The sequence below is a fragment of the Pseudoduganella flava genome, from assembly GCF_007830495.1.
Lineage (GTDB): Bacteria > Pseudomonadota > Gammaproteobacteria > Burkholderiales > Burkholderiaceae_D > Rugamonas > Rugamonas flava.
The window spans coordinates 1-15,416 of record NZ_VLKW01000019.1 but is presented as its reverse complement, the minus strand read 5'-3'; the positions used below and the strand labels follow the sequence as shown (position 1 = coordinate 15,416).

General features: G+C 69.5%; 10 protein-coding genes. 6 read left to right on the top strand and 4 right to left on the bottom strand.

The features are described from left to right. Positions 1-49 precede the first annotated feature (49 nt). Positions 50-301: a DUF378 domain-containing protein gene (locus tag IP92_RS28865; protein WP_307724882.1), complete on the top strand. Its 252-nt coding sequence runs from the start codon at positions 50-52 to the stop codon at positions 299-301. A 1,071-nt stretch (positions 302-1,372) separates the two neighbouring features. Beyond that, entirely contained in the window at positions 1,373-1,822 is a 450-nt protein-coding gene (locus IP92_RS28860; protein ID WP_145881994.1) for a RidA family protein, read from the top strand. A gap of 50 nt (positions 1,823-1,872) precedes the next feature. Here IP92_RS28860 and IP92_RS28855 read toward each other — a convergent pair whose 3' ends face one another. The 4 genes from IP92_RS28855 to IP92_RS28840 are packed head-to-tail and all read right to left on the bottom strand — an operon-like array spanning position 1,873 to position 7,873. Further along, the gene (locus tag IP92_RS28855) at positions 1,873-4,998 is read right to left on the bottom strand and encodes an efflux RND transporter permease subunit (protein WP_145881992.1); all 3,126 of its coding nucleotides are present in this window, start codon (positions 4,996-4,998) and stop codon (positions 1,873-1,875) included. A 7-nt stretch (positions 4,999-5,005) separates the two neighbouring features. Continuing rightward, positions 5,006-6,229 carry an efflux RND transporter periplasmic adaptor subunit gene (locus tag IP92_RS28850; protein WP_145881990.1) on the bottom strand — a complete coding sequence of 408 codons (1,224 nt, stop codon included), beginning with the start codon at positions 6,227-6,229 and terminating at the stop codon, positions 5,006-5,008. A 10-nt stretch (positions 6,230-6,239) separates the two neighbouring features. Then, positions 6,240-7,478 (bottom strand): TolC family protein, encoded by a 1,239-nt coding sequence (locus IP92_RS28845; protein WP_145881988.1) that lies wholly within the window; start codon positions 7,476-7,478, stop codon positions 6,240-6,242. A 56-nt stretch (positions 7,479-7,534) separates the two neighbouring features. Beyond that, entirely contained in the window at positions 7,535-7,873 is a 339-nt protein-coding gene (locus IP92_RS28840; RefSeq protein WP_145881986.1) for a hypothetical protein, read from the bottom strand. A 220-nt stretch (positions 7,874-8,093) separates the two neighbouring features. On the opposite strand from IP92_RS28840, the gene IP92_RS28835 reads away from it, so the two are divergent. From IP92_RS28835 to IP92_RS28820, 4 genes are all read left to right on the top strand, one after another. Next, positions 8,094-8,576, top strand: a complete 483-nt coding sequence (locus IP92_RS28835; RefSeq protein ID WP_229419024.1) for a sigma-70 family RNA polymerase sigma factor — start codon at positions 8,094-8,096, stop codon at positions 8,574-8,576. A gap of 33 nt (positions 8,577-8,609) precedes the next feature. Beyond that, positions 8,610-9,311, top strand: coding sequence for a YjjG family noncanonical pyrimidine nucleotidase (locus IP92_RS28830; protein WP_145881981.1), 702 nt, complete (start codon positions 8,610-8,612; stop codon positions 9,309-9,311). 79 nt (positions 9,312-9,390) lie between these two features. Then, positions 9,391-11,634: a TonB-dependent receptor gene (locus IP92_RS28825; protein WP_145881979.1), complete on the top strand. Its 2,244-nt coding sequence runs from the start codon at positions 9,391-9,393 to the stop codon at positions 11,632-11,634. A gap of 170 nt (positions 11,635-11,804) precedes the next feature. Beyond that, entirely contained in the window at positions 11,805-15,092 is a 3,288-nt protein-coding gene (locus IP92_RS28820; RefSeq protein WP_199271880.1) for an exo-rhamnogalacturonan lyase family protein, read from the top strand. Positions 15,093-15,416: the final 324 nt, after the last annotated feature.

Sequence of the window (15,416 nt, the reverse complement as noted above, 5' to 3'; positions counted from 1 at the left end):
TGAGCAGGCTCGCATCGGGCGGGCTTCCCGCAACCTGAACAAGGAGAAGATGATGGCAACATTGAATGCTGGCTCGGCCGACGTGGTCGCGCACAAGGCGATGAATGCCGTGGACTGGATTGCCATGGTGTTGCTGATCGTTGGCGGCCTGAACTGGGGCCTCGTGGGTCTGTTCCAATTCGATCTGGTGGCGGCCATCTTCGGCGAGCAGACCACCGCCGCGCGCGTCGTCTATGCGCTGGTTGGTTTGTCGGCGTTGTACGGCATTTACCTGGCTGCGAAGAAGCTGCCGAATCACTAGCCGAATCACTAGCCGACTGATTGGCCGACTCATTGGACGAACGCGCTGGCGTCCGGCCGCGCTGCCCCGTGGGCGGACGCGGTGCGTGAATGGTGCTGATACAAGCTGACCGTCCGCTGGCATGGGTTCCATGCGGCGGACTTTTTTTGTTCATTCGCGTCTGACATCGATGTTGGCTCACGTGCTGCCGGAGCGCTGCCGTGTATGGCGGGCAGGAAGGAGACACGCGTGACGGCCACCCGACGCATGCCGTGCGGCCGCGTGGAGACATGGCTGGTGGGACGCATTGAAGGCGTCGCGGCGGTCGCACGAGGATCGCACATGGCGCCGTCCTTCCAAAAGCGCCCGACGTGCGCGTGGCGGTGACCGCATCGATACCGGGCCCGCGGCAGTCGATCATGCCCACGCTGGCGTGTCCTCCGGGGCGGAAGCATGCGTGGTTGCGGGGCTCTATGCCAGCCCGTTGCGCCACGCCAGTCGCCTCGGGCGCGGCGCCGGCCGCCAGGAAGGAACCGCGTGCGCCGCCAAGAAGGCCTGTCACATCAACCGTGAAGAACTCGAAAAAGTGGGGCACTAGCGTGGTGTGAACAGGCAAGACGAGGCACTCCGCGCCTGGCCGGCCCGGCGTGGCAACGCGCTTGAAAGGCTGCACGCAAAGGTCGAGGGAGGCGGCGCCGTGCACCGCTGCGCCAACTGCCTCGTTTTGTCGCGTTCGGCCTCGTTTTTGCCTCGCACTCGAAGGGGGGCGGCAGCCCGGCAGGAAGGGAGAACGTCGCCCGAATGAAAAAGGTGAGACAGGAACGAGGCGCAATTAGGCAAAACGAGGCACTGCTTCGCGACCGCTTGCCGATCGCTGCGAACCCGACGCCGACCGCCGGCACGGAACCGCTGCCGGCGCCAGTGACATCATTCCGTGAAGATTCCATTTTTTGGTTGCTCAGGGCGCTTCTGCAAAAAGGCAGACGGCGCTTGCCCTAATCCGAACGATGCACGCCCGTCACGCGGTGGCTATCCTTGCACGCGATGCTGCCCGCCATCCGCGCGCGGCTGCCGCCAATCGGAAAAGAACCCATGAATACATCGCCACTGCAAAAGCAGACCGCCAACCTGGGCGTCGCCTGGGAAAACCTCTACGGCTACACCCAGGCCGTGAAAGTAAAGGACACGATCTACATCTCCGGCCAGCTGAGCCACGACCAGCAAGGCAACCTCGTCGCGCCGGCACCCGTGGACGAGCACGGCAAACCGCGTAACTTCGACATGATGGCCGAGCAGATGCGCCAGACCTACGCGAACGCCGTCGGCCTGCTGGCGCAGTTCGGCGCGACGCTCGACAACGTGGTCGAGGAAACGCTGTATGTATTGGATGTGGACGCCGCCTTTGCCGTGGCGGGCGACGTCCGGAAGGCTGCTTATGGCAGCGCGCAGCCCGGCGTTGCGAGCAACCTGATCGGCGTGTCGCGCCTGGCGTTCCCGGAACAGCTGATCGAGATCACGTTCCGCGCGATCGTGCCGGACTGACCCTGCGCGATCGCTTGCGGCACGGCGCGGCCCGCCGTGCCGCCGTTTCTTCAGCCCCGCACCTCCTTGCGGTGCGCCCACGCATACAACGCCGGCAACAGCAGCAGCGTCAGCGCCGTCGACGAGATCATCCCGCCAATGACGACGGTGGCCAGCGGCCGCTGCACCTCGGCGCCCGTGCTGGTGGCCAGCGCCATCGGCAGGAAACCCAGCGATGCCACCAGCGCCGTCATCAGCACGGCGCGCAGCCGCGCCAGTGCGCTGTCGCGGATCGCCTGTTCCGGGCCGATACCTTGGTCGCGCAAGGCGCGAGCATGCGTCATCAGCACCAGCCCGTTCAGCACGGCGACGCCCGACAGCGCGATGAAGCCGACAGCGGCCGACATCGACAGCGGCAGCCCCCGCAGCCACAGCGCCAGCACGCCGCCCGTCATCGCGAACGGGATGCCGGTGAACACGAGCAGGCCATCGCGCACGCTGTTGAACACGAGGTACAGCAGCGCGAACACGAGTGCCAGCGCGAGCGGCACGACGATGGCCAGCCGCTGGCCGGCCGCCTGCAGGTGCTCGAACTGGCCGCCCAACGTCAGCCACGTCCCGGCCGGCAGCGGCAACTTCGCCAGGTCGGCTTGCAGGTCGGCGACGAAGGAACCCAGGTCGCGTCCGCGCACGTTGGCCGTGACGACGACGCGGCGCTTGCCGTTCTCGCGGCTGATCTGGTTCGCCTCAGGCACGAACGCCAGCGTGGCGATCTCCGAGAGCGGAATGCTGGCGCTGCGGCCCTCGCGCGCCGGCAGCGCGATCGGCAGCTGGCGCAGCGCGTCGACGTCGTTGCGCATGCCTTCGGGCAGCCGCACGGCGATTGCGAAGCGGCGGTCGCCTTCGAACACGAGGCCCGCATCGCGGCCGCCGACGAGCGTCGCGAACGCCTCCTGCACGTCGGCCACGTTCAGGCCGTAGCGGGCGGCGCGGTCGCGGTCAACCCGCAAGGTCAGCGTCGGCAGCGCTTCGACCTGCTCGACTTTCACTTCGGCGGCGCCGGCGATGCCGGACAGTCGCTGGGCCACCTGGCGGGCCGTCGCCAGCATCGCCTCCGTCTCGTCGCCGAACACCTTCACGGCCACGTCGCTGCGCACGCCGGAAATGAGCTCGTTGAAGCGCAACTGGATCGGCTGCGAGAACTCGTAGTTGTTGCCGGGGACGCGCGCGGCCGCCGCCGTGATGGCTTCCACCAGTTCGGCATGCGTCTTGCGCGGGCGCGGCCAGTCGCGCTCGGGCTTCAGCATGATGTAGCTGTCCGCCGCGTTCGGCGGCATCGGGTCCGTCGCCACCTCGGCGGTGCCGATGCGGGCGAACACCCGCTCGATCTCGGGGAACTGGCGCAGCAGCGTGCGTTCCAGCTGCTGCTGCATCTGCACCGATTGCTGCAGCCCCGTGCCGGGAATGCGCATCGTCAGCACGGCCACGTCGCCTTCGTTCAGCGCTGGCGCGAACTCGGTGCCGAGCCGCGTGGCCAGCAGCGCGGACAGCAGCACCGCCAGCACGGCGAACGTCAGCGCGATGGGGCGGTTGCGCAGCACGCCGTCCAGCAGGGGGCGATACAGCGCGCGGGCCCGTTCCATCAAGCGGTTCTCGCGCTCGGCCACCGGCTGCGTGACGAACAGCGCGACGGCGGCCGGCACGAACGTCACGGACAGCGCCATCGCCGCCACCAGCGCCATCACGACGGTCAGCGCCATCGGCTGGAACATCTTGCCCTCGACGCCCGTCAGTGCCAGCACGGGCAGGTAGACGGTCATGATGATCAACTGGCCGAACAGCAGCGGGCGGCGTGCCTCGGCCGCGGCGGCGGCCACTTCGGCGAGGCGCTCGGCACGCGTCAGCGGCCGGCCTGCGGCCGCCTGCGCATGGGCGAGGCGGCGGATGCAGTTCTCGACGATGACGACGGCGCCATCGATGATGATGCCGAAGTCCAGCGCGCCAAGGCTCATCAGGTTCGCGCTGACACCTGCACCGACCATCCCGGAAAACACTAGCAGCATCGTGAACGGAATCACCAGCGCGGCAATGCATGCCGCGCGCAGGTTCCCGAGGAACAGGAACAGGATCGCGATGACGAGCAGCGCCCCTTCGACGAGGTTGTTGCGCACCGTGACGATCGCCTTGTTGACGAGTACCGAGCGGTCGTACACGGGCAGCGCCTGCACGCCTTTCGGCAGCGAGCGGTTCACGTCGTCCAGCTTGCGGCGCGCCGCATCGGCCACGGCGCGGCTGTTCTCGCCGATCAGCATGAACACGGCGCCCAGCACGGCCTCGCGGCCATTCTCGGTGGCCGCGCCGGTGCGCAGCTCCCGGCCCGGTTCCACGCTGGCCACGTCGCGCACGCGCACCGGTGCGCCGGCCACGACGTCCAGCACGATGTTGCCGATTTCGTCCAGCGTGCGCAACTGGCCGGGCGTGCGCACGACGAATTGCGTGCCGCCCCGTTCGATGTAGCCCGCACCGGCGTTGCCGTTGTTGCGGTCGATCGCCGTCACCAGTTCCGCCAGGCCGAGGCCATGCGCGGCCAGGCGCGCCATGTCCGGCGCCACCAGGTATTCCTTCAGGTGGCCGCCCGTCGTATTGACTTCGGTGACGCCGCGCACGCCGCGCAGCTGCGGAGCGACGATCCAGTCCTGGATCTCGCGCAGGTCGGCCGGCGAGTATGGCGTGCCGTCCGGCTTGCGGGCGCCATCCTTGGCCTCGACTGTCCAGTAGAAGATCTCACCGAGGCCCGTCGCGGCCGGGCCCATGGCCGGCTCGATGCCGCCGGGCAGGCGCGACCTGGCCTGCTGCAGCCGCTCCGTGACGAGCTGGCGCGCGAACCAGATGTCGGTGCCGTCGCGGAACACGACGGTGACCTGCGACAGCCCGTACTTCGACAGCGAGCGGGTTTGCTCCAGACCGGGCAGGCCGCTCATCACGGTCTCGATGGGGAACGTGATGCGCTGCTCCACCTCCAGTGCGGAATAGCCATGGGCGGCCGTGTTGATCTGCACCTGCACGTTGGTGATGTCCGGCACGGCGTCGATCGGCAGGTGCTGGTAGCTGCGGATGCCGAGGGCGCCCAGGCACAGCACGGCAAACAGCACGAGCCAGCGCCGGGCAATGGCGAATTCGATGAGTCGCTGGTACATGGGCGCCTCAGTCGTCATGGCTGGCCTCGGCCTTGCCGAGGTCCGCCTTCAACAGGTAGCTGCCGGCTGCAGCGTACGGCGTGCCGGCGGCCAGGCCGCGCACGATCTCAGTGCGGCGGCCATCCGAGCGGCCGGTGACGACGGTGCGCGCCGCGAAGCCGCCCGCCGTGCGCACGAACACGACGCTGCGTTCGTGGATCGTCTGCACCGCATCGCTGGCAACGGTGACGGGGGCATGCGCGGGCTGGCCAAGCAGGTCGACGGTGGCCAGCATGCCGGGCCGCAGCCGCAGGCCAGAGTTGGGTAGCGTGACGCGGGCAACGGCCATCCGTGTCGCTTCGCCGAGCACGGGGCCGACAAACGACACGGTGCCGGTCTGCGCCTGCGCGAGGGTGGCGGCGCTGACGGAAGCGGGCATGCCCGTCGTGACCTGCGCCAGGCTGTCCGACGGGATGGCCGCTTCGACCCACACGTGGGCGAGATCGGCCAGCGCGACGAGGGGGCGGGTGGGATCGATCGCCATGCCAGGCACGGCGGGGCGCTCGATCACGATGCCGTCCTGCGGCGCGCGCAGCGTGGCGGTGGCCAGCGCCTCGCCTTCCGCCGCGATGCCCAGTGCGGCAAGGCGCTGGCGGGCGGCCTGTTCGCCGATACGCGCTTCGGCAAGGGCCGCATCCGCCGCATCGAGGTCCTGGCGGGCCGAGATCTTTTCGTCCCACAGCTTGCGTTCGCGTTCGGCCACGCTGCGCGCCAGCGCCACGCGCTGCCGCGCGGTGCCGTAGTCGGCGCGCCACTGCGCCACATCCGGGCTTTGCAGCACGACGAGGCCCTGGCCGGCACGCACGGCGTCGCCGGGCGACACGAGCACGGAACGCACGATGCCCTGGGCGGGGAACGCCAGTGCCACGGCGCGCTCCGCATTCACCTTGATCTGCGCCGGCAGGTGCAAGGTTTCGCGGATCGTCGCAGGCCGGGTGGTGTCGACGGCGATGCCGTTTTCCTTCACCTGCGCGGCCGTCATCGCGATCGCGCCTTCCTGTTCCGTGTGCGGCGCGGCAGGTTCCGGGTGGCGGTCGTCGTGGCCGTGCGAATCGGCGTGGCCGGCATGCTCGGAAGTTTCGCCGGCGGGCGCGCTGCCCGGCTGGCGCCACAGGATCAGCGCGGCCAGTACGGCGGCGACGGCGCACAGCAGCGCGACCGCCAGCCTGGTTTTTCGTTGGTTGGTCGTCATTGTTGTCTCTTCATTCGGTGGTCAAGGCGCCCGTCAGGCGCGCAAGGTCGGCGTGGGCGCGCCAGGCGTCCAGCATCGCGTCGAGGAGGCGCGATCGGGCCGCGAACAGCGTGCGCTGCGCGTCCAGCACGTCAAGGAAGGCGAACTTGCCGTACTCGTAGCCCTTCAACGTCAGCGCGTGCACGGACGCGGCATCGGCCACGACGCCGTTCTGCATCAGCAGCGCTTCGTCGCGCGCCTGCCGGTAGCGCAGCCAGGCGGTGGTTGCGTCGGCCGTCACGTCCCGCTGGGCCGCTTCCAGCTCGGCACGGGCCTTGGCGGCGCGCTCGCTCGCCGCCACGACATTGCCGCCGTTGCGGTCGAACAGCGGCAACGGCACGGCGATGCCGACGACGGCTTGGCGCCGCGCCAGTTGGTCGTCGCGCTGGCTGCCGATCGTCAAGGTCACGTCGGGCACGCGAGCGCTCTTCGCCACGTCCGTCTGCGCCTGCTGGTAGACGACCTGACGCCGGGCGAGCAGCAATGCCGGGCCATCCGCGGCCCGGTCGAGCAACGGTGCGAGCGGGCCCGGATCGGGCAGGGCGGCCGCGTCGGCACTGGCCAGCGGCTCGTCGGCACGCGCGCCGATGAAGGCGGCCAGACGGGTGCGGGCGATCGCCAGTTCCGCCGTGGCGCGGCCCAGCGCCGCTTGCGCTTCGGCCTGGGCCAGCCGGGCCTTGCCCGCCTCGATGGGCGAGACCTTGCCGGCCGCGACGCGGATATCGGCCGCACCGAGGCTGCGCGCGGCCAGGTCGGCGGCGGCTTGCGCCAGCCGCTGCCGCTCCTGCGCGGCCAGCACCGTGTAATAGGCGAGGGTGACGTCGGCTCGCAGCGCCTGGCGGCGCAGAGCGAGCTCGCCGCGCGCGACGTCCAGCGCGCCGTTGGCCAGCGCAATGCGCGCTTGCCGCTTGCCGCCCAGCTCCAGCGGCTGGTTGATCTGTACGGTGGTCGTGCGGGTGCCGGCCCGCTGGCCTTCGCGCAGGTAGGCGAGTTCCGGGTTGGGCAGGCGGCCGGCCTGGTCGACGGCGGCATCGCTCGCCGCGACTTCGTGCGCGGCCGCGCGCAAGGTGGGATCGCGCTCGGCCGCCAGCCGCAGCGCGGCCGGCAGGTCAAGCAGGGTGGCCGGGGACGGCGCCTGCGCCTCGGCCCACGCGGGGCCGCGGCACAGGACGAATACCGCCGCCACGGCCGTCAATAACGGTCGTGTCATGGGTGCTCCTGATGATGTGATGGATCAGGCGCGGGAAAGCTGGGGAACCCCGCGCGTCAGAGGGCGGCGGGGGACCACTGCGGCCGGTCGGGCCGGCCGGGCAGGTGGGAAGCGGGGAGGTAGGAGGGCAGAACGGGCGACAGCGTGTGCGTGTGCGGCATCGGCATCGGGGCGATCAGCTGCGGCAGCGCGGCCGCGTGGCCGAACGTGCAGGCGGCGCAATGCGGATCGGCCGCGCCGGTATAGCCGTCGTCCTGCGGCTGGGCGGACTGGTTACTGTCTGCCGCGTGATGCGTCACGCCCGCCGCCGTCGCCAGGCAGCAGCCGTCGGCCAGTGCCAGGGACACCTGGAACGGGTAGATCAGCAGCAGGAGGATCAGCAGCCAGCGGCGCATGGGTTGGTGGTAGCGTTGATCGATATCGGCGTAATGATAACCCGCCTTGGGCCTTTGGCGAAATCCGATCAAGCTTAGTCGAAATCGTTCGTTCCGCTCCGCGGCTTGCCCTTCTATAGTGGGCGCCAGTATGAGTACAACATTCGAATCCGCAGCATTCCAATCCGCAGCTTTCGAAACCGCCGCATCCGGATCCCTGCTTGCGCTGCGCAACGAGTTGTTGGGCAGCGAGTTCCGCCACAGTTATGGGTGGCTTACGGCCAGCGTGCACCGCGTCGTCGGTTCGCGCAGCGATGCAGAGGACCTGGCTGCCTCCGCGTTCACGGAACTGGCCGCGCTCGACGACCTGCGCCACGTGCGCCAGCCGCGCGCGCTGTTGACGACGATCGCGCGCCGCCTGACATTCGAGTTCTGGCGCCGCCGCGACCTGGAGCGCACCTGGCTGGCCGAACTGGCCGCGCGCCCGGAGGGCCGGGCCGCGTCCGCCGAGGACACGTGCGCCGCCGCGCTGGAACTGGCGCGCTTCGAGTCCGTGCTGGCGCGTCTTCCCGCGAAGGCGCGGCAGGCATTCGCGATGAGCCGCTTCGAAGGGCTCGATCATGCGGCGATCGGCGCGCGGCTGGGCGTCTCGGCCAGCATGGCGCGCAAGTACGTGGCGCAGGCACGCGACGCGTGTCGTGATACCGGCCCGGCGGTGCAGTGATATGATGGGTGATCCCATCCATACCGCCTGCCGATGAAGTACCGCCTGTTCCTGTTCGACCTCGATGACACCCTGCTGGATTTCCGCGCTTCCGAACGGCTGTCGTTCGAGCGCACGCTGCACGCGCTGGGCCACTCCGGCCCGCTCGATACGTTGTTCGCGCATTACCAGTCCGTCAACGTGGCGCTGTGGCGCGCGTTCGAGCAGGGCACCGTCACCAAGGAGTTCCTGAAGGTCGAACGCTTCCGCAAGGCCTTCGCCGAACACGCGCTCGATCTCGATCCGGCCGCCGCCAGCGCGCTGTACCTCGAATCGCTTTCCGACACCGTCGTCCTCATCGACGGCGCCGCGCGGCTGTGCGAAACGCTGGCCGGCATCGGCGAAATCGGCATCGTCACGAACGGCGTCGACGCGATCCAGAACCGGCGCATCGCCGCGTCAGGGCTCGATGCGTACGTGTCGTTCGTCGCCACGTCGGAAGCGTGCGGCTACGCCAAGCCGGACGTGCGCTTCTTCGAGCATGCGGCGGCGATGGCGCGCACGTTCGGCAAGGATGGCACGATCATCTTCGGCGACCGGCTCGATGCCGACATCCTCGGCGCGAACCGTTTCGGTATCGACAGCTGCTGGTTCAACCCCGACGGCGCGTTGAACGCGTCGGAAGCGGTGCCGACGTGCGAGGCGCGCAGGCTGGGCGACGTAGTGCCGGCGCTGCGGGGATTGCTGGCCGCCTGAAGTTTTTTTTGGCGCGGCACTGACGCTTTCGCCGTCTCGTCGCACAAGGGAATACCAACGACTTCCATGAGGTATTCCCTTGCAAAAGACTTTGATGGCATTGGCCGTGCTGGCCGCCGTTCCTTGCGCCGCCGCGGCCGCCGAACCTGAAGCCGCGGGCGCGATCGCCACCGTCACCGTGAACGGCGTCCGCCAGGCCCGGACGGAGCCGGACGACGATCCGCGCCGCGCGCCCACCTCCGCCTACCGCGTGCGCGGCGATGAACTCGACGAACAGAACGTCACGAGCCTGGAGGAATTGCAGCAGCTCGTGCCTGGCCTGAACATCCAGAGCACCGATCCTTCCGACATGCAGATCTCGATCCGCGGCATTGGCGACGGCGGCGGCCAGGCCAGCGGCGACGGCAATATCGGCATGCCCAGCGGGGTGGCCGTGTACGTGGACGGCGTCTACCTGGCGCGGCCAGGCATGCTGTCGAGCCTCGGCGACATCGCCTACGCGGAGGTGCTGAGCGGCGCGCAAGGCACGATGTTCGGCGCCAATGCGACGGGCGGCGTGGTGAACATCTCGACGCGCGCCCCGACGTTCGTGCCGGAGGCTTCGCTGACGGTGTCCACTGGCCAGCACGGCTACCAGCGCGTGCGCGGCATCGTGTCCGGGCCGTTGTCGCAGCACTGGGCCGGACGGCTGAACGTCATGCGCAGCGATGCCGACGGCGCCGTGACGAACCAGCGCACCGGCAACCGGCTGAACGGCGGCACGTCGAACGGCGCGCGCGGGCAACTGCTGTACCAGGACGGCGAACGTTTCACGCTGCGCCTGGCCGCCGATTACAACAACAGCAACAGCGCACCGACCTCGGTCCTCGTCGCCACGCATGCCGTGAACGGCCGCGACACGTACCTGACCCATTCGCAGGCGGCCGGCAACCACGTCGTATTCGGGCCGGAGGTCGACCTGGACGACGAGAACCGCATCCACGTCGTGCAGGGCGGCGGTTCGGCGCTGGCCGAGTGGCGCAGCGCGGCGGGGTGGCGCGTGCGCTCGGTAACGTCGCTGCGCTACTTCCGTTCGCAGCCGACGATGGCCGACGGGCTCTCCGTGCGCGTCTACGCAAACACGGGCACCGAAGTACGCGACAAGACGTGGTCGCAGGAGCTGCGCGTGGATTCGCCAAGCGGCCAGCCGTTCGAGTACGCATTCGGCCTCACGTACCTGGGCCAGCACCTGGAGACGCTGGCGCACACGCGCTACGCGAACACGGCCACGCCGGCGCAATGGCTGGACAGCGCCGCTTACAAGGGCCTGGACATCATCCGCGTCGGCCTGCTGCGCGACCGCATGCTGTCGCCGTTCGCGCAGGGCACGCTGCACGTCGGCGACACGGTGGACGTGACGGCCGGCGTGCGCGCCAACGTCGAGCGCAAGGGCGGCAGCTTCGTGCGCTACAACCGCGTGCCGTTCAACTCCGGCTACCTGGAGGAACAGCATACGCTGCCTTCCGGGACGCTCGCCGTCACGTGGCGGCCGGCCGCCGGGTGGAGCACGTATGCGGCGGCGTCGTATGGCGAGAAGTCCGGTGGCCTGAACATCTCGGCCGGCGCCGCGCGCCAGGCCGGCCTCGATTCGCTGTACATCGAACCGGAAAAGACGAAGAGCGGCGAGGTGGGCGTCCAGGCCAGCCTGGCCGGCGACCGGCTGACGCTGAAGGCGGACGTGTTCCTGACCGAGATCGCCCACTTCCAGACGCAGGGCTACAACCCGGACGACCAGCAGGTCTACCTGATGAATGCCGGCACGTTCATCTCGCGCGGCGCCGAGGCCAGCGCGCGCTGGGCGCCGGACCGCCATTGGCGCATCGACGCGGCGGCCGTCTTCAACGATACCTACTACACCCATTACGAGCACGCGCGCTGCCCGCCGGAGGTGACGCTGGCACCTAACGCGCCGCCGTCGTGCGACATGACGGGCCGGCGCGTGTTCAACGCGCCGCGCGTGACGGCGAATGCGTCGGTGCGCTACGGCTGGACGGGCGCGCACGGCCTGCGCTCGTTCGTGTCGGCGCGCTACGCGTGGCGCAGCTGGATGTACGGGACCGTCGACGACTCCGCGTTCACCCGAGTGCCGGGCTATGGCCTGGCGGCGTTCGCGGTGGGCACCGAGGGCAAGCTGCGGCAGGGCGAGTGGAGCGCGTCGCTCTGGCTGAACAACGCGTTCGACAAGGCGTACTACAAACGGCTCGTCAACGGCGAATACGGTTCGGTTGCCGGCTGGCTGGGCGAACGCCGCACACTGGGCGCGACGCTCGCTTATCGCTACTGATACGACCAGACGCACAACGGAGGCCGATGTGCCGGCGACCGGCGCGCTGCCGACATCCTCGGCACCAACCGCTCGCGTAATTGATCGAAATATCCGGTAAGCCCGTCGTACACTAGCCCGGATGGATCGGCGCAGCGCTGCCGGTCCATGACAGACCATAAAGGAGACCGATGGACCGACGCACCATGTTGAAATGGGGCGCGCTGCTGACTGGCGCGCCCGCGATGACGATGCTGCCCGCGCGGGCAGCGCAATTGGGAGCAGGGCTTGCCGCGCCGCTGCGCTGGCTGGATGACGTGGCACCCGAGACGTTCTCCGGCGGTGCGTTCGGCGTGCCGTGGCCGCAGGGGCTTGTCCCGGCGGGCAGCGGCTTCGCGCTGCGCGGCGCGGACGGCAGCGGCCCCCCGCTGCAATCGTGGCCGCTGGCCTATTGGCCGGACGGTTCGCTGAAATGGACCGGCCATGCGCTGGGAAGCGGGCCGGTGGCCAGGTCCTACGAAGTGCGGCCCGTTGCCGCCGGCGCGCCGGCACGCGGCATGGTCACGCGGGCCGGCAGCGATTACGTCATCGACACGGGCCGGCTGCGCGCCACCGTGCCGGCCGGCGGCGCCAAGGTCTTTTCATCGCTCGCGCTGGCCGGCCACACGCTGCTGCGCGACGGCGCGCTGGTGCTGCGCACGGAAACCGTCAGCGAGGACGAGGTGGGCAGCACGCAGCGACAGAGCTGGCGCGGCGAGGTGGCGAAGGTGGAAGTGGAGCAGGACGGCCCCGTGCGCGCCGTGCTGAAGCTGACGGGTGTCCACCGTGGGGCTGAGGCAGCGGCGCTGCTGCCGTTCACGCTGCGGCTTGAATTCCACCAGGGCAGCGATGCGGTGCGCGTGCTGCACACCTTTGTCTACGATGCCGATCCCGCCAGGCTGGCCGTGCGCGGCATCGGCCTGCGCTTCGGCGTGGCGCTCGATGGCGAAGCGCACGACCGGCACGTGCGCTTCGTGGCCGACGGTGGCGGGGTGTTTGCCGAAAGCGTCAAGAGCCTGACCGGCTTGCGGCGCGACGTCGGCGACGATCTCGCCGCCGCGCAGGTGGCGGGGCGGCCGCTGCCGCCGGTGGCGCAGTTGCCGTCCGCCGTGCGCGACGGCCTGCAATACGTGCCGGCGTTCGGCGACTACCGTCTCGTGCAGGCCAATGCGGACGGCTACGCGATCGAGAAGCGCACGGCATCCGGCCATGGCTGGATCGGCGCGGCGGCCGGCACCCGTGCGGCGGGCACCGGCTACGTGGGCGGTACGCAGGGTGGCGTGGCCTTCGGTGTGCGCAACTTCTGGCAAAGCCATCCCAGCCAGCTGGACATCGCCGGCGCTGCCGGCACGACGCCGACCGTGACGATGTGGCTGTGGGCGCCGGAAGCGCCGCCGATGGACCTGCGCTTCTACCACGACGGCATGGGCCAGGACACGCACGAGAAGCAGCGCGCGGGCCTGGACATCACGTACGAGGACTACGAACCGGGCTTCGGCACGCCGTACGGCATCGCGCGCACCAGTGAACTGACGCTGACGTTGTTGGCGGCCACGCCGTCGAACAAGGCGCTGGCCGCGCTGGCGCGCCGCGTCGCGCAGCCGCCGCGGCTCGTGCCGACGGCCGCGCACCTGTATGCGGCGGGCGCCTTCAGCGACTATTGGGCACCAGCGGGGGCACCAGCGGGGGCGGGCGGCCCGCGCGCCGCCGCTTTGCAGGCGCGCCTCGCGCAGCTGTTCAACTACTACCACGACCAGGCCGGGCAGCGGCACTGGTACGGTTTCTGGAACTACGGCGACGTGATGCACACGTACGACCCGCGCCGCCACCAGTGGCGCTACGATGTCGGCGGCTTCGCGTGGGACAACTCGGAGCTGTCGACCGACATCTGGCTGTGGCACTACTTCCTGCATTCCGGGCGCGCCGACGTGTTCCGCTTCGCCGAGGCGATGACGCGGCACACGGGCGAGGTGGACGTTTATCACATCGGCCGGTTCAGCCCACTAGGTACGCGGCACGGCGTGCAGCACTGGGGCGACAGCGCTAAGCAGCTGCGCATCTCGACGGCGATCAACCGCCGCTTCATGTATTACCTGACGGCCGACGAACGCATCGGCGACCTGCTGGCCGAGCAGGTCGACGGTGTGCGCCGGCTGCGCGACGTGGTGCCGGGCCGGAAGATCGGCTCGCGGGCGGCGCCTGGCGCCAATGAAGCGACCGTGCAGTTCGGCACGGACTGGGGCGCGATCGCGGGCGCGTGGTTCACGGCGTGGGAGCGCACCGGCGACAAGCGCTGGCGCGACCGGCTGCTGGCCAGCATGGCGACGATCGCCGCGCAGCCCTTCGGCTTCTTCACGGGCGCCGGCACGATGAACCTGGACACGGGCGCGTTCGCGATCGATACGTCGCGCAAGCTGTCCGTGTCGCACCTGTCCGCCGTGTTCGGGCTGACGGAGATCTGCGCCGAGCTGCTGCGTACATTGCCGGAACCGGCGTTCCGCCGGGCGTGGCTGCAGTACTGCCGGTGGTACAACGCGGACGGCGCGACGCAGCGCGCGGCGCTCGGCAAGGAGCTGGGCAAGCTGAATCTGTCGCAGGGCCATGCGCGGCTGCTCGGTTATGCGGCCGCCCAGGCGCGCGATCCGGTGGAGATGGAACGGGCATGGCGACAGTTCGAGGCGGGCGGCGTCGGCTTGCGCGACGCCGACTTCGCGGTGCGGCGGCTGCGTGCGCCGGATGTGCTGAACGACGTCGACGAAGCGGCGCGCATCTCCACCAACTCGGCGGCCCAGTGGGGTCTCGGCGCGCTGGGATTGCTGGCATTGGATGGGCGCGCCCGCGAACCCGGCCCCGTGGTGGTGCGCGACGACTTCCGGACGTTCGACCGGACCCGCTGGCGTGTCGAAGCGGAAGCGGGCGACGCCGCCACGGCCGTCACGGCACGCGACGGATCGCTGCTGCTGGCGGCTCGCAAGGGATTGACGGTGTGGCTCACCCAACCGCTGGACGGCCACTACGAGATCGCGTTTACGCGCACGGTGCTGGACGAAGCCGACCCGCTGGACCGCGTGTCGGACCTGAACGTGTTCTGGCAGGCGCAGGTGAAGAGCCCCGTATCCGGCAGGTTCGCCGACTACGACCGCGTGCCGATGTTCTACGCGGGCATCGGCGGCAACGGCAACACGACGACGCGTTTCCGGCGCTACGACACGACCGGCGCCCGGCCGCTGCTGCAGGAATACACGGACAAGCCGTGGCTGCTGCGCGCGAACACGCCATACCGCGTGCGCATCGTCGTCGACGCGGCCGGCACCCGCCTGTACGTCGACAACGTTCAGTTCTTCGCCTCCACCGAACGGATCGGCCCGGGCTTGTTCGCCCTGCGCACCACCGAATCGCGCCAGCGGGTCAGCGACTTCGTCGTCTACCGGCTTCCGTGATCCTGCCTGGCGCGCCGATATCGCAAGCTTGAAACCAACGGCAAATGCCGGGGTCAGACCCGCCGGGTCTGACCCCAGGGTTTGCATTTGGTTTTCAGCCCGAAGCCGCCGACTTGCTCACGACCGAATCGCGCCAGCGGTCAGCGACTTCGTCGTCTACCGGCTTCTCTGACCACAGTTGGGGCGCCGTTATCGCAAGCTTGAACCAACGGCAAATGCCGGGGTCAGACTGAGATAGCCCGGATTCCGTAGACAGTCTAATTTGGCATCGCGTGCCGTTTTTCGACTTCGATTGGACTGCGGTAGCCCAGCGTTTGGTGGGGC